Raw genomic sequence first — 24,825 nt, 5'->3', positions numbered from 1 at the left:
CTTGTGGGTAATCTGACTCAACACGCGGCGGTTACTTTCTTACCGAATATTTCCCACGCTTGGAGGCCTTGCAATCGGATGCGCCGGCCTCAATTACCGAACAATTGATTCCACTCATGGGGAAATGAAATGTCAGGCACCCAACTTCTCCCGCCGGAACGCATCACGCTCCCGCTGCTGCCGCTGCGGGACGTCGTCGTTTTCCCGCACATGGTGATTCCGCTCTTCGTGGGCCGGCCGAAATCGATCAAGGCCCTCGAAGCAGCGATGGAAGGCGGCAAGCACATCATGCTGGTCGCCCAGAAGACCGCGGCCAAGGACGAGCCGACCGAAAAGGACATGTACGAGGTCGGTTGCGTCGCGAACATCCTGCAGATGCTGAAGCTGCCGGACGGCACCGTGAAGGTGCTGGTCGAGGGCCTGCAGCGCGCGAAGGCGTTGTCGATCGAGGAACAGGAGACGCAGTTCTCCTGCGAGGTGATGCCGCTCGAGCCGGACCACGCGGACAGCGCGGAAACGGAAGCGCTGCGCCGCGCGATCGTGTCGCAGTTCGACCAGTACGTGAAGCTGAACAAGAAGATCCCGCCGGAGATCCTCACGTCGCTGTCGGGCATCGACGAAGCGGGCCGGCTCGCGGATACGATCGCCGCGCACCTGCCCCTCAAGCTTGACCAGAAGCAGCACATCCTCGAGATGTTCCCGGTCGTCGAGCGCCTCGAGCACCTGCTCGCGCAGCTCGAAGCCGAGATCGACATCCTGCAGGTCGAAAAGCGCATCCGCGGGCGTGTGAAGCGCCAGATGGAGAAGAGCCAGCGCGAGTACTACCTGAACGAACAGGTCAAGGCGATCCAGAAGGAACTAGGCGAAGGCGAAGAGGGTGCGGATCTCGAGGAGCTCGAGAAGCGCATCAACGCCGCGCGCATGCCGAAGGAAGCGAAGAAGAAGGCCGACGCCGAGCTGAAGAAGCTGAAGCTGATGTCGCCGATGTCGGCGGAAGCGACGGTCGTGCGCAACTACATCGACACGCTGATCGGCCTGCCGTGGCGCAAGAAGAGCAAGGTCAACAACGACCTGTCGAACGCCGAGCAGGTGCTCGACGAGGATCACTTCGGCCTCGAGAAGGTCAAGGAACGCATCCTCGAGTATCTCGCGGTGCAGCAGCGCGTCGACAAGGTCAAGGCGCCGATCCTGTGCCTCGTCGGGCCCCCGGGCGTCGGCAAGACCTCGCTCGGCCAGTCGATCGCCCGCGCGACGAACCGCAAGTTCGTCCGCATGGCGCTGGGCGGCGTGCGTGACGAGGCCGAGATCCGCGGCCACCGTCGCACGTACATCGGTTCGATGCCGGGCAAGATCCTGCAGAGCCTCACGAAGGTCGGCGTGCGCAATCCGCTCTTCCTGCTCGACGAAGTCGACAAGATGGGCATGGATTTCCGCGGCGATCCGTCGTCGGCGCTGCTCGAAGTGCTCGATCCGGAACAGAACCACACGTTCGCCGATCACTACATCGAGGTCGACTTCGACCTGTCGGACGTGATGTTCGTCGCGACGTCGAACTCGCTGAACATCCCGCCGCCGCTGCTCGACCGGATGGAAGTGATTCGTCTGTCGGGCTACACGGAAGACGAGAAGGTCAGCATCGCGCAGCGTTACCTGCTGCCGAAGCAGAAGAAGAACAACGGTCTGAAGGAAGGCGAGATCGAGGTCGCCGAGCAGGCGATCCGCGACATCATCCGCTACTACACGCGCGAAGCCGGTGTGCGTTCGCTCGAGCGGGAAGTGTCGAAGATCTGCCGCAAGGTCGTGAAGATGCTGCTGCTGAAGAAGGCAACGGGCGCGATCAAGGTCGACGGCGAGAATCTCGACACGTTCCTCGGCGTGCGCAAGTACGACTTCGGCCTCGCGGCGAAGGAAAACCAGGTCGGTCAGGTGACGGGCCTCGCGTGGACGGAAGTCGGCGGCGATCTGCTGACGATCGAAGCCGCGGTGATGCCGGGCAAGGGCAACGTGATCCGCACCGGTTCGCTCGGCGACGTGATGAAGGAGTCGGTCGAGGCGGCGCGTTCGGTCGTGCGTTCGCGTTCGCGGCGTCTGGGCATCAAGGACGAAGCGTTCGAGAAGCAGGACATCCACATCCACGTGCCGGAAGGTGCGACGCCGAAGGACGGTCCGTCCGCCGGCGGCGCGATGACGACCGCGCTGGTGTCGGTGCTCACGGGCATTCCGGTGCGCGCCGACGTCGCGATGACGGGCGAGATCACGTTGCGAGGCGAAGTCCTGCCGATCGGCGGCCTGAAGGAGAAGCTGCTGGCCGCGCATCGCGGCGGCATCAAGCTCGTGCTGATTCCGGAAGAGAACGTGAAGGATCTCGCGGAGATTCCGGACAACGTGAAGAACGCGATCGAGATCGTGCCGGTCCGCTGGATCGACAAGGTGCTCGAACTCGCGCTCGAGCGGACGCCGACCCCGCTGCCGCCGGAAGAAGAGGCGAAGGCTGCGGCGCCCGTCGCGGAAACGGCGAAGGAAGCCGGCTCGACGGAAGTCGTCAAGCACTGAGCCTGATGTGACGGTTGTTCACGAAACCCGCGGCGTGTCCGCGGGTTTTTTTATGCGCGGCGCGCAAGCACGACGACAGGGAGCGCGGTGATGAACAAGACGGAGCTGATCGAGCATATTGCACGGCAGGCGGACCTGTCGAAGCTGTCCGCCGCACGCGCGCTGGAGGCGGTGATCGAGGCCGTGACGCAGACGCTCAAGTCGGACGGCAGCGTGACGATCGCGGGCTTCGGCACGTTCGTGGTGGCGGAGCGCAGCGCAAGGCAGGGGCGCGATCCGCGCACCGGCGCACCGATCGAAATCGGCGCTGCAAAAATTCCGCGATTCAGGGCTGGTAAAGTTCTAAAGGATGAATTAAACTAGCGGGCTCGCTGGTTGTTGATGCCGAAACGCAGATCGCAGCCAGATTGAATCCGGAGCGGGTGCTTAGCTCAGTTGGTAGAGCGGCGCCCTTACAAGGCGTAGGTCGGGAGTTCGAGCCTCTCAGCACCCACCAGTTTCGCGATTCAGCCAGACCAAGGAGCGGTAGTTCAGTCGGTTAGAATACCGGCCTGTCACGCCGGGGGTCGCGGGTTCGAGTCCCGTCCGCTCCGCCAAGACAATAAATGCCCGCCTCGTGCGGGCATTTTTGTTTGTTGTTCATTTGCGCTGCAGCAAGGCGGCCCGCCAGGCCGGCGAACCCCCCGTTTCGCCTTTTTTCCTGCCCGCTGTTGTAATATCGGACGTTTTGTCCAATACATACCCCGTCACGCATGCTCGATTTCTTCCGTAATCACCAGCGCCTGATGATGGCGCTCCTGCTCCTGATCGTGTTGCCGGGGCTGGGTTTCGTCGGGATCCAAGGCTTCCGCGGCTTCTTCGACGAAAGCGCGAACGTCGCGGCGGTCAACGGGCACAAGATCACGCGAGTCGAATTCGACGGAACGTACCGTCAGCAGATCGATCGCGCGCGTCAGATGCTCGGCGCGCAGTTCGACCTGAAGTCGTTCGACACGGCCGAGCACCGCAAGGAAGTGCTCGACGGCCTGATCCAGCAGCGCGTGCTGGCCGACGAGACGCAGCGTCTGCACCTGACCGCGTCCGACAACGCGGTGCGCGAGTCGCTGCTGAACGACCCGATGATCGCGTCGCTGAAGAAGCCGGACGGCTCGATCGACGTCGAGCGCTATGCGCAGCTGCTGTCGTTCCAGGGCATGACGCCCGAGCAGTACCAGGAGCGCGTGCGCTACAGCCTGGCGCTGCAGCAGATCCCGGCCAGCATCGTGTCGAGCGCGTTCACGCCGAAGAGCCTCGCGCAGCGGCTGTCCGAGCTCGCCGCGCAGCAGCGTGAAGTGCAGGCGCTCGCGCTGAAGACGAGCGACTACGTGTCGAAGGTGCAGCCGACCGACGCGCAGCTCGCGGCCTACTACGACGCGCACAAGCAGGGCTTCGCGACGCCAGAGACCGCGACGATCCAGTATCTCGTCTATTCGCCGGCGGCGGCCGCGGCGAACGCGCTGCCGACCGACGCGGACATCAAGAAGTTCTACGACGACAATCCGACGCACTTCCGCACCGAAGCGCAGGTGCGCGTGAGCCACATCTTCATCGCGGCGGCCAGCGACGCAAGCGCCGCGGACAAGGCGGCCGCGAAGGCGAAGGCCGAGCAGCTGCTCGCCGACGTGAAGGCGCATCCGGACCAGTTCGCGCAGATCGCGCAGAAGAGCTCGCAGGACGCGCCGTCGGCGGCGAAGGGCGGCGACCTCGGCTTCATCACGCGCGGCTCGACCGCGGGCGGCAAGGCGTTCGACGATGCCGCGTTCGCGCTGAAGCAGGGCGACGTGAGCGGCATCGTGCAATCGGATCTGGGCTTCCACATCCTGAAGGCGACCGAAGTGAAGCCGGCGGCCGTGAAGCCGTTCGCGGAAGTGAAGGATGCGATCGCCGTGGAGCTGAAGCAGCAGTATGCGTCGAAGGCGTTCTCGGACAACGCGGAAGGCTTCACGTCGACCGTCTACGAGAAGGCGAAGAGCCTGCAGCCTGCCGCGGACAAGTACAAGCTGACGATCCAGACGGCCACCGTCACGCCGGCGCCGAACCCCGCGCTGCCGCCCGCCAGCCCGCTGAACAACGCGAAGTTCCTGGCCGCGGTGTTCGCGACCGACTCGGTGAAGAGCCAGAACAACACGCAGGCGATCGACATCGGCAACAACACGCTGATCTCGGCGCGCGTGACCGACTACAAGCCGGCCGCCGTGCCCGCGCTCGACGCGATCAAGGATGCGGTGCGCCAGAAGGTGGTCGCCGAACAGGCGGCGGAGCTCGCGAAGAAGGATGGCGCGGCAAAGCTCGCCGAGCTGCAGAAGTCGAAGGCGACCACGGGCTTCGCGCCGGCGGCAACCCTGTCGCGCACGCAGTCGCACGGCCTGACGCCCGCGGCGCTGAGCGCGGTCTACAAGGTCGATGCGAAGGCGCTGCCGGCCTACGTCGGCGTCGATCTCGGCGCGGACGGCTATGCGATCTATCGGGTGAATGCGGTGATCCCGGGCTCCGCGGTCGATCCGCAGCAGCTCGCGGCCGCGCAGCAGCAGATGGCGCAGGTCGACGCGCAGAGCGAAGGCGAAGCCTATCTCGCCGCGCTGCGTGACCGGTCGAAGGTGAAGCTGTACGGTTCGACCGCGAATGCCGCGCAGGACGGCGGAAACTGATCCGCGCTGCGTCGACAGCAAAAAGCCCCGCCATCGAGCGGGGCTTTTTATTGGCCGGGCGCCTGCCAGCCGCCGACGGGGCGGGCGGTCAGCCGCGCGGTTTGCCGAGCAGCGGCTTCAGCGACGGCCACACGTTGTCGAGCAGCACGCCCTGCGCCTGCCGGGCAGGATGGATCTGGTCGGCCTGGAACATGTCGGGCCGGTTCTCGATGCCGGCCAGCAGGAACGGCACGAGGGGGATGCCGAGATCCTTCGACAGCCGCGTATAGATACCGTGGAACTTCTGCGTGTAGTCGGGGCCGTAGTTGGGTGGGACGAACATGCCGACCAGCACGACCTTCGCGCGCGCGCGCTGCGCGTCGGCGACGATCTCGCGCAGGTTGCGTTCGGTCGTCGCGAGCGGCACGCCACGCAGTGCGTCGTTCGCGCCGAGCTCGACGACGACGATCGCGGGCTTGAGCCGCGCGAGGACGGCGGGCAGGCGGGCGCGTCCGCCGCTCGTGGTGTCGCCGCTGACGCTCGCGTTTGCGACGCTATAATCGATCCGCTCGGTGGCGAGCCGTTGCCGCAGCAGCGCGACCCATCCGGTATCGCGCGGCAGTCCGTATTCGGCCGACAGGCTGTCGCCCAGCACGACGATTACGGGCTGGCCCAGCGGGGCGGCCGGCGGCGTCGCAGCGCAAGCGAGGCCGGCCGCGGTTGCGGCAAGCACGCCGCTCAGCAGCGCGGCCAGCGCCGCGCGTCTATTCCTGCGAGTTGTCGTATTCATGCTCAAGATTAGCGATCCGATCATCGAAGTCCATCACGTATGCAAGCGTGTCGCCGATGCGACGGGCGAACTGACGATCCTCGACGGCATCGACCTGACGGTGCGCTCCGGCAGCAGCCTCGCGATCGTCGGCGCGTCGGGGTCCGGCAAATCGACGCTGCTCGGCCTGCTTGCGGGGTTGGACAGCGCGACGAGCGGCACGGTTCGGCTGCTCGGCCAGCCGCTCGACCAGCTCGACGAGGATGCGCGCGCGGCACTGCGCAACGGCGCGGTCGGGTTCGTGTTCCAGTCGTTCCAGCTGATGCCGCATCTGACCGCGCTCGAAAACGTGATGCTGCCGCTCGAGCTGCAAGGCGGCGTCAGCGCGCGCGACGCGGCCGACCGCGCGCGGGCGCTGCTCGTGCAGGTCGGGCTCGGCGAACGCACCACCCACTATCCGAAGCTCCTGTCCGGCGGCGAGCAACAGCGTGTCGCGCTCGCGCGCGCGTTCGTCACCCGCCCGTCGATCCTGTTCGCCGACGAGCCGACCGGCAGCCTCGATGCGGCGACCGGTCACGCGGTCATCGACCTGATGTTCGAACTCAATCGCACGCACGGCTCGACGCTCGTGCTCGTCACGCACGATCCGGAACTCGCGCGCCGCTGCGCGACGACGGTGACGCTCGACGCGGGGCGGATCGTGGCGCCGCGCGTGGCACAGCGCGGCGCATGAAGGATCGACGGTCCGGCCGCGCGTGCACGCGGCCGGTGCGCGTCAGCGCTTGAGCGCGGCGCGCGCGCGGGCGATCAGCGCGGTGGTCGACGAATCGTGCTTCGCCGGATCGACCGCCTCGGCGGCCAGGTCGGCCTCGACCACCTTGCCGAGGATCTTGCCGAGTTCGACGCCCCACTGGTCGAACGGATTGATCTGCCACACCGACGCCTGCACCAGCACCTTGTGCTCGTAGAGCGCGATCAGCGCGCCGAGCGAGCGGGGCGTCAGCGCGTCGACGAGCAGCGTCGTCGTCGGGCGGTTGCCGGGGAACGTCAGGTGCGGCGCGAGCGCCTCGTTGCCGGGCCCGGCGACCTTGTGCGCTTCATCGAGCGTGCGGCCGAGCATCAGCGCCTCGCTCTGCGCGAAGCAGTTCGCGAGCAGCTTCGGATGATGGCTCGCGAGTGGATGCTCGGGCGTCAGCACGGCGACGAAGTCGATCGGCACGATCGTCGGCCCCTGGTGCAGCATCTGGAAGAACGCATGCTGGCCGTTGGTGCCCGGCTCGCCCCAGGTCACGGCGGACGTCGGGTAGTCGACGAACGTGCCGTCGAGGCGCGCGGACTTGCCGTTGCTCTCCATCTCGAGCTGCTGCAGGTACGACGGCAGGAAATGCAGCGCTTCCGAATACGGCGCGACGAGATAGCTCTGCGAGCCGAAGAAGTTGCGATACCAGATGCCGATCATCCCGAGCAGCACCGGCAGGTTGCGCTCGAGCGGCGTTTCGCGGAAATGGCGGTCCATGTCGTTCGCGCCGGCGAGCAGCTCGTCGAACTGTTCCGGGCCGATCGCGATCATGATCGACAGGCCGACCGCCGACCACAGCGAGTAGCGGCCGCCGACCCAGTCCCACATCTCGAACACGTTGTTCGCGGCGATGCCGAACCGGACGACTTCGGCGGGGTTCGCCGACACGCCGACGAAGTGCTTCGACAGCGCATCCTCCGGGCAGCCCCTCGCGACGAACCAGTCGCGCAGCGAGCGCGCGTTCGTCATCGTCTCGAGCGTCGTGAAGGTCTTCGACACGATGATCGCGAGCGTCTCTTCCGGATCGACCTGCTCGAGCACGCGCACGAGATCGGCGCCGTCGACGTTCGACACGAAGTGGGTCGAGATTTCGGGCGTCGCGACGTGGTGCAGCGCATGCACGACCATCTTCGGGCCGAGGTCCGAGCCGCCGATGCCGATGTTGATCACGTGGCGGATGCGCTTGCCGGTGTAGCCGGTCCACGCGCCGCTGCGCACGGCGCGCGCGAAGGTCGCCATCTTCGCGCGCTCGGCGCTGATCTGCGCATGGAACGGCGCGTGCGGATCGGTCGCGCGCAGCGCCGTGTGCAGCGCCGCGCGGCCTTCGGTCGGGTTGACGATGTCGCCCGCGAACATCGCGTCGCGGCGCGCCTCGACGCCGGCGTCGCGCGCGAGCTGCGCGAGCAGGCGCACGGTCTCGTCGGTGATGCGGTTCTTCGAGAAGTCGGCGGCGAGGCCGCCGCCCGAGAGCGTGAAGCGCTCGGCGCGGGTGGGCGCGGGATCGTTTTCCGGGGCAAACCAGTCGCGCAACCGGGCGTTGCGGATCTGTTCGAAGTGGCTTTGCAGGGCTGTCCAGGCGGGGAACGATTTCAGCGTCATGGCGGTTCGAGTGAGGCGTGAATCGGAGGAATGCCGCGCCGGCGCGTCGGAAGCGGACCGCCGGCGGACGAGTGGCCCGCCGCGCGGCGGGGGACTCAGTATAGCGGCGTTATGTGTCCGCGCGCGTCGACGGGTAAAAAAGGCGATTGATCAGCGTGCGCACCGTCGGCGCGAGTTCGCCGGCCGTCAGGCCGGCCGGGCCCGTGCCGTTCGCGACCAGCGTGTCGGCCGCGAGGCCGTGCAGGTAGACGCCCGCGAGCGCGGCCGCGTACGGGTCGACGCGCTGCGCGAGCAGTGCGCCGATCAGGCCGCCGAGCACGTCGCCGGTGCCGCCTGACGCGAGCGCCGCGTTGCCGGTCGGATTGACCGTCAGGCGGCCGTCGGGCGCGGCGATCACGGTGCCGGCGCCCTTCAGCACGACGACGCTCGCGAAGCGCGCGGCGAGCGCGTGCGCGGCGTCGAGGCGGTCGCGCTGCACGGCCGCGGTGTGGCAGCCGAGCAGCCGGGCCGCCTCGAGCGGATGCGGGGTCAGGACGCACGCGCGGCCGTGCGCGCCGCGCGCCGCGACTGCTTCCGCGAGATCGGCGTGCGCGGCGACCAGGTTCAGCGCATCGGCGTCGAGCAGCGTGGGGGCATCGTGCGCCAGCACGTCGCGCACGAGCGTCGCCGCGGCTTCGCGCGTGCCGAGGCCGCAACCGGCCGCGACCGCGGTCATCGCGTCGAGATCCAGCGCGTCGGCCGGATGCAGCATCAGTTCGGGAAACGGCGGGTCGTAAGGCGGCGCGCCGGCGCCCAGGAAGCCGACGTGCACCTTGCCCGCGCCGGCGAACAGCGCGGCGCGCGCGGCGAGGATCGGCGCGCCGCACATGCCGGTGTCGCCGCCGATCACGGCCAGGCTGCCGAACGTGCCCTTGTGCGACGCGAACGCGCGCGCGGGCAGCGCGGCGGCGAACCGTGCAGGGGCATTCAGCGTCACCGCGGGCGCGGCCGGGGACGGGACGTCGAGCGACGCGACGGCGATCTCGCCGGCGAGATCGCGGCCGTCGCCCATGTAGAGGCCCGGCTTCGCGCCGATGAAGGTCAGCGTGTGCGTCGCGGCGACCGCGGCGCCCGCGCCGACGATCCGGCCGGTGTCGCTGTCGAGCCCGCTCGGCACGTCGAGCGCGAGCACGCGGCCGACGGTGCGGGCGCGCGCGCCGATGCGCTCGGCGAGGTCCGCGAACGCGCCGCCGAGCGCGCGGCCGAGACCGATGCCGAACAGGCCGTCGACGACCCATGCGTAGCCGTCGAGCGAGTCAGGCGGCTCCGCCGAGACCGGCACGCCGGCGGCGCGGGCGACGCCGAGCGCCCATTGGGCGTCGTCGGGCTTCACCGCGACGGGCATCCATGCGTGCGTCGCGATGCCGAGCCGCTGCAGTTCCGCCGCCGCGACGAGCGCATCGCCGCCGTTGTTGCCGGGGCCGACCGCGAACCAGGCGGGGCGATCGTCGCCGCCCAGGCGCTCGGACAGCCAGCGCGCGGCGGCGGCGCCGGCGCGCGCCATCAGCGTGTGCGGCGGCAGCGCCGCGGCTGCGGCGGTTTCGGCGGCGCGCAGGTCGACGACGCGCAGCAGCGCGATCGGTTCAGGGGCGGGGAGCGGGCGGGCGGGGTGGGCGAGCGTCATGGCGGCAGGAGGGTCGGCGCCGCCGGGCGAGCCCGCGCGGCCGGTCAGTGCGAGAAGCGCTCGGCGCGCAGCGCGGCGAGCGTGTCGGCGGGCCAGTGCTGCGTATCGCCGCCGACGTAATCCGCCACCACTTTAGCAGACCCGCATGCGAGCCCCCAACCGGCCGGGCCGTGTCCGAAATTGACGAACACGCGCGGATGCGGGGTCGGACCGACGACCGGCAGGCCGTCCGGCGACAGCAGCTGCGTGCCTTGCCACGACAGCGCCGCGGAGATTTTCGCGGCGCCGGGCACCCAGTCGTGGACGGCCTGGCCGAGCAGCGCGAGCGCGGCCTCCGACAACGGCTCGGCGAGTGGCCGTGCGGTGTCCTGCAGGCTCTGCAGCACCGCGCCGCCGCCGACGCGCAGCCGCTGGTGGGTGCGGGTCATCGCGATGCGCTTGATCGAATCGACGACGGCCAGGTGCGGCGCGTGTTCGACGTAAGCGACCGGCGCGGTCAGCGTGTGGACGCGCATCGGATGCAGCGGCACGCGCATGCCGAGCCGCTCGAGCAGCGCGAGGCTGCTCGCGCCGGCGGCGACCACGATCGCGTCGGCGGAAATCACGTCGACCTCGCGCGCCTTCGGCGCGCGCCGGTCGCCGCCCGGCGGCGCGAGCTCGACCGCGGCGCGGCCGGCGTCCGCGCGGATCGCGGCGACTTCGGCGCCGAAGCGGAACTGCACGCCGTGCTCGTCGAGCGCCTGCTTGACCAGCTTCGTGAACAGCGGGCAGTTCGCGGTGCGCTCGGTCTCGAGCAGCACGCCGCCGGCGAAGCCGGGCTCGGCGGGCACCGACGGCTCGAGCGCCGCGCATTCGGCGGCCGTCAGCACGCGGTGCGGCAGGTCGAGCGTGCGCAGCAGCTCGAGCGCGGGCTGCGCGGCGTCCCAGTCGCTTGCGTCGCGCACGACGTGCAGCACGCCGGTCCGCTGTTCGAAGTCGAGATCGAAGCGGGCTTCGATGTCGGCGATCGCGTCGCGCGACGCGTCGACCAGCGGGCGCAGCCGCGCATACTGGGTGGCGAACGCGCCGGGCTCGCGCAGCTCGCCGAGCCGCTTCACGAAGCGGCGCACGCCGCCGTTCAGCCCCGGCTTGTAGACGATGCCGCTGTCGCGCGGCTGGCGCTGGCGCATGAAGGTCGGCCCGAACCAGACGTCAAGCGGGCTCGGCAGCAGCGTGCCGCCATCGCCGTAGGTCGCGCCTTGCGCGACGGTCGCGTGGCGTTCGACCACGCACACGCGATGGCCGGCCGCGCGCAACTGGTAGGCGGTGGCGACGCCGCTGATTCCGCCGCCGATGACGATGACATCCATGGATTGCTTCGATGACGGGCGGCCGTCCGGCCGCCCGGTGGGTGATTCGCGTGACGGGCCGCGGGGCCCGGTGAACCGGCAATGATAGCGCCAAACCGGCGGCGCGCGGCCCGGGACCGGTTCGGCCGGGCCCGGCGCGCGCCGCGGACGGGTTTGGGCGTCCGACTTCCGGGTATAATTACGGCCTTCCTTTCGCCCCACGTCGCCACCTTGCGCGACTCATCGACGTCAGTCCAGCCCATGGCTCACTTCTCGTGTTTTCCCGGCGCTTCGGCCCTCTCCGATTTCCGTCAAACCCGTCTGCTCGACACGCTCAGGCAAATCGACGCCAACATCGTCGCGGTGCGCGGCCAGTACCTGCACTTCGTCAATGCCGGCGAGCCGCTGTCGGCCGATGACAGCGCACGCATCGACGCGCTGATGCACTACGGCGCGCCGTTCGAGCCGGCGGCCGAGAAGGGCGCGGTCGAGACCTTCGTCGTGCTGCCGCGCTTCGGCACGGTCTCGCCGTGGGCGAGCAAGGCGACCGACATCGCGCAGCACTGCGGCCTCACGCACGTGCGCCGCATCGAGCGCGGCGTCGAGTACACGGTCACGCTGAAGTCGGGCCTGCTCGGCGGCAAGAAGGCGCTGTCCGACGACGCGCGCGCCGCGGTCGCGGCCGCGCTGCACGACCGGATGACCGAAAGCGCGGTGGCGTCGCGCGACGATGCGAAGCACCTGTTCGACGAGCTGCCGGCCAAGCCGCTCGCGACCGTCGACGTGCTCGCGCAGGGCCGCGGCGCGCTCGAGCGCGCGAACGTCGAGCTGGGCCTCGCGCTCGCCGACGACGAGATCGACTACCTGGTCGACGCGTTCCGCAAGCTCGAGCGCAACCCGACCGACGTCGAGCTGATGATGTTCGCGCAGGCGAACAGCGAGCACTGCCGCCACAAGATCTTCAACGCGCAGTGGACGATCGACGGCGACGCGCAGGACATGTCGCTGTTCGCGATGATCCGCAACACCGAGAAGCTGAGCCCGCAAGGCACGATCGTCGCGTATTCGGACAACTCGTCGATCATGGTGGGCGCGCAAGCGGAGCGCTGGTTCCCGCGCGGCGCGGGCGCGACCGGCGAGCCCGGTGAGCGCTACGGCCGCCACACCGAGCTCACGCACACGCTGATGAAGGTCGAGACGCACAACCACCCGACGGCGATCTCGCCGTTCCCGGGCGCGGCGACCGGCGCGGGCGGCGAGATTCGCGACGAAGGCGCGACCGGCCGCGGCGCGCGTCCGAAGGCGGGCCTGACGGGCTTCACGGTGTCGAACCTCGACCTGCCCGACGCGCGCCAGACGTGGGAAAACGCACGCGACGCCGCGCAGCCGGTCGGCGAGCGCAACCCGAACGAGCAGCATGGCCCGTACGGCCGCCCGGACCGCATCGCGTCGCCGCTGCAGATCATGATCGATGGCCCGCTCGGCGGCGCCGCGTTCAACAACGAATTCGGCCGCCCGAACCTCGGCGGCTACTTCCGCGTGTACGAGCAGAACGTCGGCGGCCAGGTGCGCGGCTATCACAAGCCGATCATGATCGCGGGCGGCCTCGGCAACATCTCCGACGCGCACACGCACAAGCACGATGTGCCGGCAGGCTCCTTGCTGATCCAGATCGGCGGCCCCGGCATGCGGATCGGCATGGGCGGCGGCGCGGCGAGCTCGATGGCGACCGGCGCGAACACGGCCGAGCTCGATTTCGACTCGGTGCAGCGCGGCAACCCGGAAATCGAGCGCCGCGCGCAGGAAGTGATCAACGGCTGCTGGCAGCTCGGCGACGAGAACCCGATCCTGAGCATTCACGACGTCGGCGCGGGCGGCCTGTCGAACGCGTTCCCCGAGATCGTCGACGGCGCGGGCAAGGGCGCGCGCTTCGAGCTGCGCAAGGTCGCGCTCGAGGAGTCGGGCCTGTCGCCGCGCGAGATCTGGTCGAACGAGGCGCAGGAGCGCTACGTGCTGGCGATCGCGCCGGCCGACCTGCCGCGCTTCGAGGCGATCTGCGCGCGCGAGCGCTGCCCGTTCTCGGTCGTGGGCGTCGCGACGGACGAGCGCCAGCTGCGGCTCGTCGACGACCAGGCGACGGGCGCTGACGAATACCCGGTCGACATGCCGATGGAAGTGCTGCTCGGCAAGCCGCCGCGCATGCACCGCGACGTCACGCGCGTGAGCACCGAGCGCGCGCCGGTCGACGTCACGGGCGTCGCGCTCGCGCAGGTCGCCGTCGACGTGCTGAAGCACCCGACGGTCGCGAGCAAGTCGTTCCTGATCACGATCGGCGACCGCTCGGTCGGCGGCACGTCGGTGCGCGACCAGATGGTCGGCCCGTGGCAGGTGCCGGTGGCCGACTGCGCGGTGACGGCGCTCGACTACGCGGGCTTCAAGGGCGAGGCGATGACGATGGCCGAGCGCACGCCGCTCGCCGTGATCGACGCGCCCGCGTCGGGCCGCATGGCGGTCGGCGAGGCGATCACCAACATCGCGAGCGCGCCGATCGCGTCGCTCGACAAGCTGAAGCTGTCCGCGAACTGGATGGCCGCGTGCGGCACCGCCGGCGAAGACGCCGCGCTGTTCGACACGGTGAAGGCGATCGGCATGGAGCTGTGCCCGGCGCTCGGCATCGGCATTCCGGTCGGCAAGGACTCGCTGTCGATGAAGACGAAGTGGGACGAGCAGGGCGTCGCGAAGGAAGTCGTTGCGCCGGTCTCGCTGATCATCTCCGCATTCGCACCGGTCGACGACGTGCGCCGTCACCTGACGCCGCAGCTGCAGCGCGTCGCCGATGCCGGCGACAGCGTGCTGATCGCGATCGACCTCGGCCGCGGCAAGAACCGGATGGCCGGCAGCATCTTCGCGCAGGTCACGCAGCAGGTCGGCGACGCGACGCCGGACGTCGACGATCCGGAAGACCTGAAGCGCTTCTTCAACGCGATCCAGTCGCTGAATGCGCAAGGCAAGCTGCTCGCGTACCACGACCGCTCGGACGGCGGCCTGTGGGCGACGGTCTGCGAAATGGCGTTCGCCGGCCACGCGGGCGTGTCGCTGAACGTCGACATGCTGACGCTCGACGCGAATCATGAATCCGACTACGGCGACGCGAAGGACTGGGCGAAGCAGACGAGCGGCCGCCGCGAGGACCGCACGCTGCGCGCGCTGTTCTCGGAAGAGCTCGGCGCCGTCGTGCAGGTGCGCGCGGCGGACCGCGACGCGGTGCTTGGCGCGCTGCGCGAGTTCGGGCTGTCGACGTGCTCGCACGTGATCGGCTCGGTCAACGAGCGCGACGTGATCGAAGTGTTCCGCGACGCGAAGAAGATCTACGACGCGCCGCGCGCCGAGCTGCATCGCGCGTGGGGCGAGGTGAGCTGGCGCATCGCGCGCCTGCGCGACAACCCGGCCTGCGCGGACGCCGAATACGACGCACTGCTCGACGCGGCGGACCCGGGCATCGCGCCGGTGCTGACGTTCGAGCCGGCCGACGACATCGCCGCGCCGTACATCGCGACAGGCGCGCGTCCGCGCGTCGCGATCCTGCGCGAGCAGGGCGTGAACTCGCACCTCGAAACCGCGTATGCGTTCGATCGCGCGGGCTTCGACGCGCACGACGTGCACATGAGCGACCTGCTCGCGGGCCGCGCGACGCTCGCCGACTTCACGGGCGCGGTCGCGTGCGGCGGCTTCTCGTACGGCGACGTGCTGGGCGCGGGCGAGGGCTGGGCGAAGACGATCCGCTTCAACGCGAACCTCGCCGACATGTTCGCGGCGTTCTTCGCGCGGCAGGACACGTTCGCGCTCGGCATCTGCAATGGCTGCCAGATGCTGTCGAGCCTCGCGTCGATGATCCCGGGCGCACAGGCGTGGCCGAAGTTCACGCGCAACAAGTCCGAGCAGTTCGAGGCGCGCTTCTCGTTCGTCGAGGTCCAGTCGTCGCCGTCGATCTTCTTCGCGGGGATGGAAGGCTCGCGGATTCCGGTCGCGGTCGCGCACGGCGAAGGCTATGCGGACTTCTCGCAGCAGGGCGACATCGATCGCGTCGCGGTCGCGATGCGCTACGTCGACCATCGCGGCAACGCGACCGAGGGCTATCCGTTCAACCCGAACGGGTCGCCCGCCGGCATCACGTCGGTGACGACCGCCGACGGCCGCTTCACGGTGCTGATGCCGCACATGGAGCGCGTGCACCGTACGGTCACGATGAGCTGGCACCCGGAAGGCTGGGGCGAGGCGAGCCCGTGGCTGCGCGTGTTCCGCAACGCACGCCGCTGGATCGGCTGACGCGATGTTCGATCCGCATGCGCCGGTCGACGTCGTCACGCTGCGCGACGAGCGCGCGAGCGACGTCGCGGCGATTGCCCGCGTGATCGCCGCGGCGTTCGCGGCCGAGCCGCAGCACGGGCAGTTCGAGCAGCAGATCGTCGACGCGCTGCGTGCGGACGGCTGCCTCAGCGTGTCGCTCGTCGCGGAGCGCGACGAGCGCATCATCGGGCATGTCGCGTTTTCCCCGGTGATGATCGGCGACGGCGCTGAATCGGGCGGCTGGTATGGGCTTGCGCCGCTCGCGGTGCTGCCCGACTGCCAGCGGCAAAGCGTCGGCGCGGGGCTCGTGCGCACCGGTCTCGATGCGCTCCGGCGGCTCGGCGCGCGCGGCTGCGTCGTGCTCGGCGACGCCGCCTATTACGCGCGCTTCGGCTTCGTGCCCGCAGGCGACATCGTGTTTCCGCAGGCGCCGCCGGAATACCTGATGGCGCTGCCGTTCGATGCCGCGGTGCCGAGCCCGGCGGGGGAAGTGCGGTACCACGCGTCGTTCTACGCGTAGCGGCACTGCGCTTCGCCTGCCGGCAAAAAGAAAAAGCCGCTCCGTGGAGCGGCTTTCTCGTATGCGGCGCAGCGTGGCGTTACTGCACCTTGGCCTGCTGCCGCAGGTTTTCCTCGAACGCCTGCAGCTTCTGCTGGACCATCTGTTGCGCGATCTGCGCCTTGACCTGGTCGAACGGGGGCGGCGCGACGGCGCGGATGTCGTCGACGCGGATGATGTGCCAGCCGAACTGGGTCTTCACCGGCTCGTCGGTCATCTGGCCTTTCTGCAGCTTCGTCGCGGCCGCCGCGAATTCCGGCACGTACGCCTTCGGATCGGACCAGTCGAGATCGCCGCCGTTCTTGCCCGAACCCGGGTCCTTCGAGTATTGCTTCGCGAGATCCTCGAACTTCGCGCCGGCCTTGATCTTCGCGATCAGGTCCTTCGCCTGCTGCTCGTTGTCGACGAGGATGTGGTGCAGGTGGAATTCGCGGTTCGCGACGCCCTTCACCAGTTCGTCGTAGCGCGCCTTCACTTCGGCGTCGGTCGGCTGGTTCTTCTTCAGGAAGTCTTCGATCAGCGAGCGCAGCACGACGGTCTGCTGCGCGACGGCGATTTGCGCCTTCACGTCCGGACGATTCGGGATGCCGCGGCGGATCGCTTCCTGCATCAGGATTTCGCGGTTCACGAGTTCCTGGCGCACGGCCTGCTGCATCTGCGGGCTATCGGCCTGGCCTTGCTGGACCAGCTGCGCGACCATCGCGTCGGCGCGCGACTTCGGAATCGGCGTGCCGTTGACGACGGCGATGTTCTGGGCGAAGGCCGGCGCTGCTGCGAGAGCGGCCGCTGCGGCCCACAGGCGGGGGGATTTCAGGATCATCGGAAATTCCTAATGAGACGACTAGATTGAAGATTCGTTGAATTCTTCGGGCGTGTACGCCACGATCGCGAGCGCGTGAATGCCGCGCTGCATCGCATCAGCGAGCGCATCATACACCAGCCGGTGCCGCGCGACGCGCGCCTTGCCGGCGAATGCGGCGGACACGATCGTGACCGTGTAGTGGCCGCCGGCGGCCGCGCCCGCGTGGCCCGCGTGCTGCGCGCTGTCGTCGCGCACCGCGAGCGACACGGGTGCGAGCGCGGCGGCGAGGCGCGCCTCGATCAGCGCGATGCGCGCGTCGGGCGATGCGTTCAGGAAGGCATCACTCATGTCATTCGTCCTTCAGGTATTTCGCGAGCCAGAGGCTCTGCAGGATGATGAACACGACCATCGCGCCCGTCGTGCCGAACAGCTTGAAGTTCACCCACTGCGACTCGGTGAAGTTGCGCATCACGTACAGGTTGACCGCGCCGAGCGCAGCGAAGAACAGCGACCATGCGACGTTGAGCCTGTCCCAGACGGGGTGCGGCAGCGTGAGCTGCTTGCCCATCATTTTCTCGATCAGGTTGTTGCCGAACGCGTAGCGCGCGGCGAGCAGGCCGATTGCGAATAGCCAGTAAAGCACGGTCAATTTCCACTGAATGAATTTCTGGTTGTGCAGCACGAGCGTCGCACCGCCGAATACGACGATCAGCCCGAGGCTGACCCACTGCAGCGTGTCGACCTTCCGGTGCCGGAACGCCACCCACGCGACTTGAATGAGCGTCGCGACGATCGCGACGGCGGTCGCGGTGAAGATATCCCACACCTTGAAGGCGGCGAAAAACAGGATGATCGGAAACAGATCGAACAAAAATTTCATGATGATCGCAGCTGCGTGAAAGGCCGCTTGCGCGGCCTTTCACCGTTGTAGGGGCCCGCGAAGCGCCGCGGTCGCGAATCGTGGGGTATGTCCGGTCGATCCGCCCGCGCGCCGCTTATTGGTCTTCGGGTCGGGAGTCGAAGTTTAACGCAGCCGAATTGATGCAGTACCGCAAGCCGGTCTGGTCGCGCGGGCCGTCCTCGAACACGTGGCCGAGATGCGCGCCGCAGTGGTTGCAGCGGACCTCGACGCGTACCATCCCGTGCGTGTGGTCCATCACTTCCTCGATCACTTCGCCGTTGAGCGGCTTGAAGTAGCTGGGCCAGCCGCAGCCGGAATGGAATTTCGCGCCGGATTCGAACAGCGGCGTGCTGCATACGACGCACTTGTAGATGCCGGGGTCTTCCGTGTCGGTGTATTCGCCGGTGAATGCGCGCTCGGTCGCCGCGTGCTGCGTGACCTCGTACTGCATCGGCGTGAGCCGGCGGCGCAGCTCCGCGTCGTCTTTCTGGTACGGATAGGACTTGTCGTCTGAATCGTGGGACATGTGTCGTTTCTCCTGATGGAACGGTCGGGACGCGGGCGTCACGACGAGCAGCTCACTTCGAGCGAGCCGGCCCAGTCGGGCGGAAGCGCCGCGTACGACGCGTATTCGGGCTGTTCGTCGAACGGCCGGCGCAGCACGTGCGCCAGTCGCTCGACTTCGGAAAAATCCTTTTCCTTCGCGTGCCGGATCGCGATCTCGGCCAGATGGTTGCGCAGCACGTACTTCGGATTCACGCGATTCATCGCGGCGGCGCGCGCCGCGTCGTCGCGTGCTTCCTCGGACAGGCGCGCGCGGTAGAGGTTCGCCCATGCGTCGAACGCGTCGCGGTCGATGAACAGGTCGCGCACCGGCGCATCCCGGCTCGCGTCGTGCTTCGACAGTTGCGACAGATGGCGGAACGTCAGCGTGAAGTCCGCATGGCTCGCGTGCATGACCTCGAGCAGCTGGTTCGCGAGCGCCGCGTCGCCGTCGCGTTCGACCTCGAGGCCGAGCTTCGCGCGCATCAGGCGTTCGAGCGCGGGGCCGAAGCGCTCCGGAAACTTCGCGAGCACGGCCTGCGCGTCCTCGACCGCGCGTTCGGCGCGCGCGTCGTCGTCGGCGATGTCGTGCTGCAGCCCGATCAGCGGCAGCAGCGCCTGCGCGAGGCAGTAGCAGTTCCAGTGCGCGATGCGCGGCTGCATCCGGTACGCGTAGCGGCCGCGCGTGTCGGAGTGGTTGCAGATGTGGTTCGCGTCGAACGCGTCGACGAAGCCGAACGGGCCGTAGTCGATCGTCACGCCGAGGATCGACATGTTGTCGGTGTTCATCACGCCGTGGCAGAAGCCGACCGCCTGCCATTGCGCGACGAGGTCGGCGGTGCGCAGCGTCGCCGCTTCGAGCAGCGCGAGGTAGGGATCGTCCGCGTCGCGGCAGGCCGGGTAGAAGCGCTCGATCACGTGATCGGCCAGCGCGCGCAGCAGGTCGGGGCGGTCGTTCGAGAAGAAGTGCTCGAAGTGACCGAAGCGCACGAAGCTCTCGGACACGCGCGTGACGACGGCCGATGTTTCGATTTCCTCGCGGACCACCGGCTGGTCGGAGCCGATCACGGTCAGCGCGCGCGTGGTCGGAATGCCGAGGTGATGCATCGCCTCGGAGCACAGGAACTCGCGGATCGACGAGCGCAGCACCGCGCGTCCGTCGCCCATCCGCGAGTACGGCGTGCGGCCGCTGCCCTTCAGCTGCAGCTCGTAGCGGCGGCCGTCGGTGCCGTCGAGCTCGCCGATGGTCAGCGCGCGGCCGTCGCCGAGCTGGCCGGCCCATACGCCGAACTGGTGGCCCGAATAGACCGACGCGTACGACATCGCGTCCGCGGGCCAGTCGCGGGTCGGATTGCCGGCGAACAGCCCGGCGAACTGCGGATGGCCGGCGAGCGCCGCCGGCAGCCCGAGCAGCCGCGCGACTTCGTCGGAGAAGCCGACCACGTAGGGCGCGGGCAGCGGCGCGGCCGGCAGGCGAGTATGAAATGCCGCGCCGAGCCGCACGAATGCGCCGTCGGCGGGCGCGCCGAGCGTGGCGGCAAGATCGGGGAGGTCGGGCAGGGTGTCAGCCGGATCGGCTGCGCTTCGGGAAAACGACATGTTGAGCGCCTCTGGTTTAGCCGATATTGTAAGGCGGCGCCGCGCCGCCCGCATGGCGGCGCGCCGGGCCGCAGCACCGGCCCGAGGCTGTACACCGATTCGCGTCCTTCCGGGAGAACAAGACGATGGGTAAGCCGTTGCTGGGCCAGATGATGGACATGCCGCTCCTGGTGTCCTCGTTGATCACGCATGCCGCGCGACACGCGGGCGAGGTCGAGATCGTGTCGAAGCGGATCGAGGGCGACCTGCATCGCTATACGTATCGCGACTGCGAACGGCGCGCGAAGCAGCTCGCGCAGGCGCTCGCGCGGCTCGGCGTCGCGACGGGCGAGCGCGTCGGCACGCTCGCATGGAACGGCTACCGGCATCTGGAGGCGTACTACGGGATCAGCGGCATGGGCGCCGTCTGCCACACGATCAACCCGCGCCTTTTTCCCGAGCAGATCGCCTATATCGTCAACCACGCGGAAGACCGCTACGTCTTCTTCGACATCAATTTCGCGCCGCTCGTCGACGCGCTCGCGCCGCAATGCCCGCACGTGCAGGGCTGGATCGCGATGACCGACGCCGCGCACCTGCCCGCCGGCGCGACGCCGTTCCTGTGCTACGAGACGCTCGTCGAAGCGGAGGACGGCCGCTACGACTGGCCGCGCCTCGACGAGCAGCAGGCGTCGGGGCTCTGCTACACGTCGGGCACGACCGGCAACCCGAAGGGCGTGCTGTATTCGCATCGCTCGACCGTGCTGCACGCGTACGGCGCGGCGCTGCCCGACGCGATGAACCTGTCCGCGATGGACGCGGTGCTGCCCGTCGTGCCGATGTTCCATGTCAACGCGTGGGGGCTGCCTTACTCGGTGCCGCTCACGGGCGGCAAGCTCGTGCTGCCCGGCAAGGACCTCGACGGCAAGTCGCTGTACGCGCTGATGGAGGCCGAGCGCGTGACCTTCTCGGCGGGCGTGCCGACCGTGTGGCTCGGGCTGCTCAACTACATGCGCGAAGCCGGCGTGCGCTTCTCGACGCTCGAGCGCACCGTGATCGGCGGCTCCGCTTGCCCGCCGGCGATGCTGCGCACGTTCGAGGAGACGTACGACGTGCGCGTGATCCACGCATGGGGCATGACCGAGATGTCGCCGCTCGGCACGCTCGCGAAGCTGACCTGGGCGCAGTCGCAGCGTCCGCTCGACGCGCAGCGCAAGCTGCTCGAGAAGCAGGGGCGCGTGATCTGCGGCGTCGACATGCGGATCGTCGGCGACGACGGCCGCGAGTTGCCGTGGGACGGCGTCGCGTTCGGCGAGCTGCAGGTGCGCGGGCCGTGGGTGGTCGACCACTACTTCCGCAGCGACGCGTCGCCGCTCGCGGACGGCTGGTTCCCGACCGGCGACGTCGCGACGATCGACCCGGACGGCTTCCTGCAGATCACCGACCGCAGCAAGGACGTGATCAAGTCGGGCGGCGAGTGGATCAGCTCGATCGACATCGAGAACGTCGCGGTCGCGCATCCGGCGGTCGCCGAGGCCGCGTGCATCGCCTGCGCGCATCCGAAGTGGACCGAGCGGCCGCTCCTGGTCGTCGTCCTGCGGGACGGCGCCGACGTGAGCCGCGAAGAACTGCTCGCGTTCTATGAGGGCAAGGTCGCGAAATGGTGGATTCCCGACGACGTCGTGTTCGTCGACGCGCTGCCGCATACCGCTACGGGCAAGCTGCAGAAGCTGAAGCTGCGCGACATGTTCCGGGATTACACGCTGCCGACGGCGGTCTGCTAGCGGTCGTTCCGCCCCCCGAATCGCGTTCAAATTCAAATTGAACGACCGTGCTTTTTCGTTGTATGCTGCCTCCGTTCGTCTTGGACAAGCGGCTGTTCACCCGCGCACAATGAAGCGCAGCCACCCCGGCGCGCGACGCATGGAGGCAGACAGATGGCAGTGGATTACTCGATTCGCGACGGCGTCGCCGTCATCACGCTCAACAATCCGCCCGTCAACGGGCTCGGTCTGTCGACCCGGCTCGGCATCATGGAAGGGCTCGATCGCGCCGCGCAGGATCCGGCGGTCGCCGCGATCGTCCTGACGGGCGCGGGCCGCGCCTTCTCGGGCGGCGCCGACATCACCGAATTCAACACCCCGAAGGCGCTGCAGGAGCCGACGCTGCACACCGTGATCCGCACGGTGGAAGCGAGCGCGAAGCCGGTCGTCGTCGCGATCCACAGCGTCGCGATGGGCGGTGGCCTCGAGCTCGCGCTCGGCGCGCATTACCGGATCGCGGCGCCCGGCGCGCAGATCGCGCTGCCGGAGGTCAAGCTCGGCCTGCTGCCGGGCGCGGGCGGCACGCAGCGCCTGCCGCGCGCGGTCGGGCTCGAGACCGCGCTGAACATGATCGTGTCGGGCGCGCCGGTGCCGTCGGAGCAGCTCGCGAAGAGCGGGCTGTTCGACGCGATGGCCGAGGGCGACCTGCTCGACGCGGCCGTCGCGCTCGCCCGCAAGGTCGGCGCGCAGGCGGGGCCGCATCCGCGCGTGCGCGACCGCAAGATCGTCCACGAGAACGCCGCGGGCTTCATCCAGTTCGCGCGCAACTCGGCGAAAGCCGCCGCGCCGAACTTCCCCGCGCCGCACAAGTGCATCGACGCGATCGAGGCGGGCGTGCTGCACGGCTTCGACCAGGGCGTCATCGCCGAGCGCGACGGCTTCGTCGCGCTGATGATGACGCCGGAAAGCCGCGCGCTGCGGCATGCGTTCTTCGGCGAGCGCGCGGCGAGCAAGATTCCCGACGTGCCGGCCGACACGCCGGTACGCGAAATCCGCCGGGTCGCGGTGATCGGCGCGGGCACGATGGGCGGCGGCATCGCGATGAACTTCGTGAACGCGGGCCTGCCCGTCACGCTGCTCGAAACGAAGCAGGACGCGCTCGACCGCGGGCTGGCGACGATCCGCAAGAACTACGACGCGCAGGTGAAGAAGGGCAAGCTCACGCAGGAGAAGCTCGACGCGCGCATGGCGCTGATCACGCCGACGCTGTCCTATGCCGACCTGAAGGACGCCGACCTGATCATCGAGGCCGTGTTCGAGGAGCTCGGCGTGAAGGAGCAGGTGTTCCGCCAGCTCGACGAAGTCGCGAAGCCGGGCGCGATCCTCGCGTCGAACACGTCGACGCTCGACGTGAACAAGATCGCCGCGTTCACGAAGCGGCCGCAGGACGTCGTCGGCATGCATTTCTTCAGCCCGGCGAACGTGATGAAGCTGCTCGAGGTCGTGCGCGGCGACGCGACCGCGAAGGACGTGCTCGCGACCGTGATGGCGATCGCGAAGAAGATCCGCAAGACCGCGGTGGTGTCGGGCGTGTGCGACGGCTTCATCGGCAACCGGATGATCGAGCAGTACATCCGCCAGGCGCTGTTCCTGCTCGAGGAAGGCGCGCTGCCCGCGCAGGTCGACCGCGCGATCGAGAAGTTCGGTTTCGCGATGGGCCCGTTCCGGATGAGCGACCTCGCCGGCAACGACATCGGCTGGGCGATCCGCAAGCGCCGCTACGTCGAGAAGCCGGACCTCCATTATTCGAAGATTGCCGATCGCCTGTGCGAGCAGGGCCGCTTCGGCCAGAAGACCGGCGCGGGCTGGTACGACTACGCGCCGGGCGACCGCAAGGCGAAGCCGTCGGCGCTCGTCGACGAGATGATCGTCGCGTATTCGCAGGAGCGCGGCGTCGAGCGGCGCACGATCGGCGACGACGAGATCGTCGAGCGGCTCGTGTTCGCGCTCGTCAACGAAGGCGCGAAGATTCTCGAGGAGAAGATCGCGTCGAAGGCGTCCGACATCGACATGGTGTACCTGACCGGCTACGGCTTCCCGCTGTGGCGCGGCGGCCCGATGCTGTACGCGGACACGGTCGGCCTCTACAACGTCGAGCGGGCGATCCGCCGCTATGCGGCCGCCGCGAACGGCGACGCGTGGCAGCTTGCGCCGTCGATCGCCGAACTCGCGCAGGCCGGACGCGGCTTCAACGGCTGACGACGCGGCGGCGCGGCGCATTTGGGAGAAACGCGATGAAACACACCGACGACGTTCTGCTCGTGATCGACGTGCAATACGACTTCATGCCCGGCGGCGCGCTCGCGGTGCCGGACGGCGATGCGGTCGTGCCGGTCATCAATGCGCTCGCCGCGCGTTTCGACCAGGTGGTGCTGACGCAGGACTGGCATCCGCGCGACCACGTGTCGTTCGCGGCGAACCATCCGGGGCGCGAGCCGTTCTCGACGCTCGCGCTGCCGTACGGCGAGCAGGTGCTGTGGCCCGTGCACTGCGTGCAGGACACCGACGGCGCGGCGTTGCATCGCGACCTCGACATTCCGCACGCGCGGCTCGTGATCCGCAAGGGCAGCGACGCGCAGGTCGACAGCTATTCGGCTTTCGTCGAAGCCGATCGCACGACGCGCACGGGCCTCGCCGGCTACCTGCGCGAACTCGGCGCGAAGCGCGTGTGGTGCTGCGGGCTCGCGACCGACTATTGCGTCGCGTGGTCGGCGCTCGATGCGCGCTCGGCCGGCTTCGACGCCGCGGTGATCGACGACGCATGCCGCGCGATCGACCTGAACGGGTCGCTCGCGAATGCATGGCAACAGCTGCAGGCGGCGGACGTGACGCGGGTCACGTCGGCCGGCGCGCGCCCGGCGGCGTAGCGCATTCACTCATTCATCCAGGAAGCAG

General features: G+C 68.8%; 18 protein-coding genes and 2 tRNA genes. 11 read left to right on the top strand and 9 right to left on the bottom strand.

The window, feature by feature from the left end:
- Positions 1–129: 129 nt before the first annotated feature.
- The 5 genes from lon (at position 130) to ACFIMZ_RS11670 (ending at position 5,240) form a co-directional block, all read left to right on the top strand.
- The gene (gene lon, locus ACFIMZ_RS11690) at positions 130–2,553 is read left to right on the top strand and encodes an endopeptidase La (protein WP_431819658.1); all 2,424 of its coding nucleotides are present in this window, start codon (positions 130–132) and stop codon (positions 2,551–2,553) included.
- 90 nt (positions 2,554–2,643) lie between these two features.
- The gene (locus ACFIMZ_RS11685; protein WP_431819657.1) at positions 2,644–2,916 is read left to right on the top strand and encodes an HU family DNA-binding protein; all 273 of its coding nucleotides are present in this window, start codon (positions 2,644–2,646) and stop codon (positions 2,914–2,916) included.
- 57 nt (positions 2,917–2,973) lie between these two features.
- Positions 2,974–3,049 (top strand) — tRNA-Val (locus ACFIMZ_RS11680).
- 23 nt (positions 3,050–3,072) lie between these two features.
- Positions 3,073–3,149, top strand: a tRNA-Asp gene (locus tag ACFIMZ_RS11675).
- Positions 3,150–3,305: 156 nt separating this feature from the next.
- Positions 3,306–5,240 (top strand): SurA N-terminal domain-containing protein, encoded by a 1,935-nt coding sequence (locus ACFIMZ_RS11670; RefSeq protein WP_431819656.1) that lies wholly within the window; start codon positions 3,306–3,308, stop codon positions 5,238–5,240.
- Positions 5,241–5,328: 88 nt separating this feature from the next.
- Here the strand turns inward: ACFIMZ_RS11670 and ACFIMZ_RS11665 are convergent, their stop codons facing one another.
- Complete coding sequence (locus tag ACFIMZ_RS11665; RefSeq protein ID WP_431819655.1) at positions 5,329–6,009, bottom strand: arylesterase; 681 nt, start codon at positions 6,007–6,009, stop codon at positions 5,329–5,331.
- On the opposite strand from ACFIMZ_RS11665, the gene ACFIMZ_RS11660 reads away from it, so the two are divergent.
- Positions 6,008–6,721: an ABC transporter ATP-binding protein gene (locus ACFIMZ_RS11660; RefSeq protein ID WP_431819654.1), complete on the top strand. Its 714-nt coding sequence runs from the start codon at positions 6,008–6,010 to the stop codon at positions 6,719–6,721. The two genes, ACFIMZ_RS11665 and ACFIMZ_RS11660, sit on opposite strands and share 2 nt — an antisense overlap.
- Before the next feature lie 42 nt (positions 6,722–6,763).
- On the opposite strand, the gene pgi is transcribed toward ACFIMZ_RS11660, so the two are convergent.
- The 3 genes from pgi to ACFIMZ_RS11645 form a co-directional block, all read right to left on the bottom strand.
- Entirely contained in the window at positions 6,764–8,386 is a 1,623-nt protein-coding gene (gene pgi / locus ACFIMZ_RS11655) for a glucose-6-phosphate isomerase (protein WP_431819653.1), read from the bottom strand.
- Positions 8,387–8,495: 109 nt separating this feature from the next.
- A complete protein-coding gene (locus tag ACFIMZ_RS11650) occupies positions 8,496–10,049 on the bottom strand; it encodes an NAD(P)H-hydrate dehydratase (protein WP_431819652.1) in 1,554 nt (517 codons plus the stop codon).
- Positions 10,050–10,093: 44 nt separating this feature from the next.
- A complete protein-coding gene (locus tag ACFIMZ_RS11645; RefSeq protein ID WP_431819651.1) occupies positions 10,094–11,398 on the bottom strand; it encodes an FAD-dependent oxidoreductase in 1,305 nt (434 codons plus the stop codon).
- 240 nt (positions 11,399–11,638) lie between these two features.
- Between ACFIMZ_RS11645 and purL the strand changes: the two genes are divergently transcribed.
- Both purL and ACFIMZ_RS11635 read left to right on the top strand, forming a co-directional pair.
- Positions 11,639–15,703: a phosphoribosylformylglycinamidine synthase gene (purL, locus tag ACFIMZ_RS11640; RefSeq protein ID WP_431819650.1), complete on the top strand. Its 4,065-nt coding sequence runs from the start codon at positions 11,639–11,641 to the stop codon at positions 15,701–15,703.
- A 4-nt stretch (positions 15,704–15,707) separates the two neighbouring features.
- On the top strand, positions 15,708–16,244 hold the full coding sequence (locus ACFIMZ_RS11635) for a GNAT family N-acetyltransferase (RefSeq protein ID WP_431819649.1): 537 nt from the start codon (positions 15,708–15,710) through the stop codon (positions 16,242–16,244).
- A gap of 79 nt (positions 16,245–16,323) precedes the next feature.
- On the opposite strand, the gene ACFIMZ_RS11630 is transcribed toward ACFIMZ_RS11635, so the two are convergent.
- The 5 genes from ACFIMZ_RS11630 to ACFIMZ_RS11610 all read right to left on the bottom strand — a co-directional run bounded on the left by ACFIMZ_RS11630 (position 16,324) and on the right by ACFIMZ_RS11610 (position 20,128).
- A complete protein-coding gene (locus ACFIMZ_RS11630) occupies positions 16,324–17,103 on the bottom strand; it encodes a peptidylprolyl isomerase (RefSeq protein WP_431819648.1) in 780 nt (259 codons plus the stop codon).
- Positions 17,104–17,124: 21 nt separating this feature from the next.
- Positions 17,125–17,433: a BolA family protein gene (locus ACFIMZ_RS11625; RefSeq protein ID WP_060036985.1), complete on the bottom strand. Its 309-nt coding sequence runs from the start codon at positions 17,431–17,433 to the stop codon at positions 17,125–17,127.
- 1 nt (position 17,434) lies between these two features.
- Positions 17,435–17,965, bottom strand: coding sequence for a septation protein A (locus ACFIMZ_RS11620; protein WP_084903565.1), 531 nt, complete (start codon positions 17,963–17,965; stop codon positions 17,435–17,437).
- 115 nt (positions 17,966–18,080) lie between these two features.
- Positions 18,081–18,512: a peptide-methionine (R)-S-oxide reductase MsrB gene (gene msrB, locus ACFIMZ_RS11615; RefSeq protein ID WP_431819647.1), complete on the bottom strand. Its 432-nt coding sequence runs from the start codon at positions 18,510–18,512 to the stop codon at positions 18,081–18,083.
- A 38-nt stretch (positions 18,513–18,550) separates the two neighbouring features.
- Complete coding sequence (locus tag ACFIMZ_RS11610) at positions 18,551–20,128, bottom strand: protein adenylyltransferase SelO (protein ID WP_431819646.1); 1,578 nt, start codon at positions 20,126–20,128, stop codon at positions 18,551–18,553.
- Between the two features lie 125 nt (positions 20,129–20,253).
- Here ACFIMZ_RS11610 and ACFIMZ_RS11605 point away from each other — a divergent pair, with 125 nt between their 5' ends.
- The 3 genes from ACFIMZ_RS11605 (at position 20,254) to pncA (ending at position 24,797) form a co-directional block, all read left to right on the top strand.
- The gene (locus ACFIMZ_RS11605) at positions 20,254–21,891 is read left to right on the top strand and encodes a 3-(methylthio)propionyl-CoA ligase (RefSeq protein WP_431819645.1); all 1,638 of its coding nucleotides are present in this window, start codon (positions 20,254–20,256) and stop codon (positions 21,889–21,891) included.
- Between the two features lie 153 nt (positions 21,892–22,044).
- The gene (locus tag ACFIMZ_RS11600) at positions 22,045–24,129 is read left to right on the top strand and encodes a 3-hydroxyacyl-CoA dehydrogenase NAD-binding domain-containing protein (RefSeq protein WP_431819644.1); all 2,085 of its coding nucleotides are present in this window, start codon (positions 22,045–22,047) and stop codon (positions 24,127–24,129) included.
- A 35-nt stretch (positions 24,130–24,164) separates the two neighbouring features.
- Positions 24,165–24,797, top strand: a complete 633-nt coding sequence (pncA, locus tag ACFIMZ_RS11595; protein ID WP_431819643.1) for a bifunctional nicotinamidase/pyrazinamidase — start codon at positions 24,165–24,167, stop codon at positions 24,795–24,797.
- The last annotated feature ends 28 nt before the right edge of the window (positions 24,798–24,825 follow it).

The sequence above is a fragment of the Burkholderia sp. F1 genome (assembly GCF_050813845.1).
Taxonomy (GTDB): Bacteria; Pseudomonadota; Gammaproteobacteria; order Burkholderiales; family Burkholderiaceae; genus Burkholderia; species Burkholderia ubonensis.
Note: the sequence above shows the minus strand (reverse complement) of the source record. Positions and strands in the feature narration are given on the sequence as shown.

Excerpts from the sequence above, each read along its gene's own strand:
- lon (WP_431819658.1), top strand. The coding sequence starts at position 130 with ATGTCAGGCACCCAACTTCTCCCGCCGGAACGCATCACGCTCCCGCTG.
- ACFIMZ_RS11685 (WP_431819657.1), top strand. The coding sequence starts at position 2,644 with ATGAACAAGACGGAGCTGATCGAGCATATTGCACGGCAGGCGGACCTG.
- ACFIMZ_RS11670 (WP_431819656.1), top strand. The coding sequence starts at position 3,306 with ATGCTCGATTTCTTCCGTAATCACCAGCGCCTGATGATGGCGCTCCTG.
- ACFIMZ_RS11660 (WP_431819654.1), top strand. The coding sequence starts at position 6,008 with ATGCTCAAGATTAGCGATCCGATCATCGAAGTCCATCACGTATGCAAG.
- ACFIMZ_RS11665 (WP_431819655.1), bottom strand. The coding sequence starts at position 6,009 with ATGAATACGACAACTCGCAGGAATAGACGCGCGGCGCTGGCCGCGCTG.
- pgi (WP_431819653.1), bottom strand. The coding sequence starts at position 8,386 with ATGACGCTGAAATCGTTCCCCGCCTGGACAGCCCTGCAAAGCCACTTC.
- ACFIMZ_RS11650 (WP_431819652.1), bottom strand. The coding sequence starts at position 10,049 with ATGACGCTCGCCCACCCCGCCCGCCCGCTCCCCGCCCCTGAACCGATC.
- ACFIMZ_RS11645 (WP_431819651.1), bottom strand. The coding sequence starts at position 11,398 with ATGGATGTCATCGTCATCGGCGGCGGAATCAGCGGCGTCGCCACCGCC.
- purL (WP_431819650.1), top strand. The coding sequence starts at position 11,639 with ATGGCTCACTTCTCGTGTTTTCCCGGCGCTTCGGCCCTCTCCGATTTC.
- ACFIMZ_RS11635 (WP_431819649.1), top strand. The coding sequence starts at position 15,708 with ATGTTCGATCCGCATGCGCCGGTCGACGTCGTCACGCTGCGCGACGAG.
- ACFIMZ_RS11630 (WP_431819648.1), bottom strand. The coding sequence starts at position 17,103 with ATGATCCTGAAATCCCCCCGCCTGTGGGCCGCAGCGGCCGCTCTCGCA.
- ACFIMZ_RS11625 (WP_060036985.1), bottom strand. The coding sequence starts at position 17,433 with ATGAGTGATGCCTTCCTGAACGCATCGCCCGACGCGCGCATCGCGCTG.
- ACFIMZ_RS11620 (WP_084903565.1), bottom strand. The coding sequence starts at position 17,965 with ATGAAATTTTTGTTCGATCTGTTTCCGATCATCCTGTTTTTCGCCGCC.
- msrB (WP_431819647.1), bottom strand. The coding sequence starts at position 18,512 with ATGTCCCACGATTCAGACGACAAGTCCTATCCGTACCAGAAAGACGAC.
- ACFIMZ_RS11610 (WP_431819646.1), bottom strand. The coding sequence starts at position 20,128 with ATGTCGTTTTCCCGAAGCGCAGCCGATCCGGCTGACACCCTGCCCGAC.
- ACFIMZ_RS11605 (WP_431819645.1), top strand. The coding sequence starts at position 20,254 with ATGGGTAAGCCGTTGCTGGGCCAGATGATGGACATGCCGCTCCTGGTG.
- ACFIMZ_RS11600 (WP_431819644.1), top strand. The coding sequence starts at position 22,045 with ATGGCAGTGGATTACTCGATTCGCGACGGCGTCGCCGTCATCACGCTC.
- pncA (WP_431819643.1), top strand. The coding sequence starts at position 24,165 with ATGAAACACACCGACGACGTTCTGCTCGTGATCGACGTGCAATACGAC.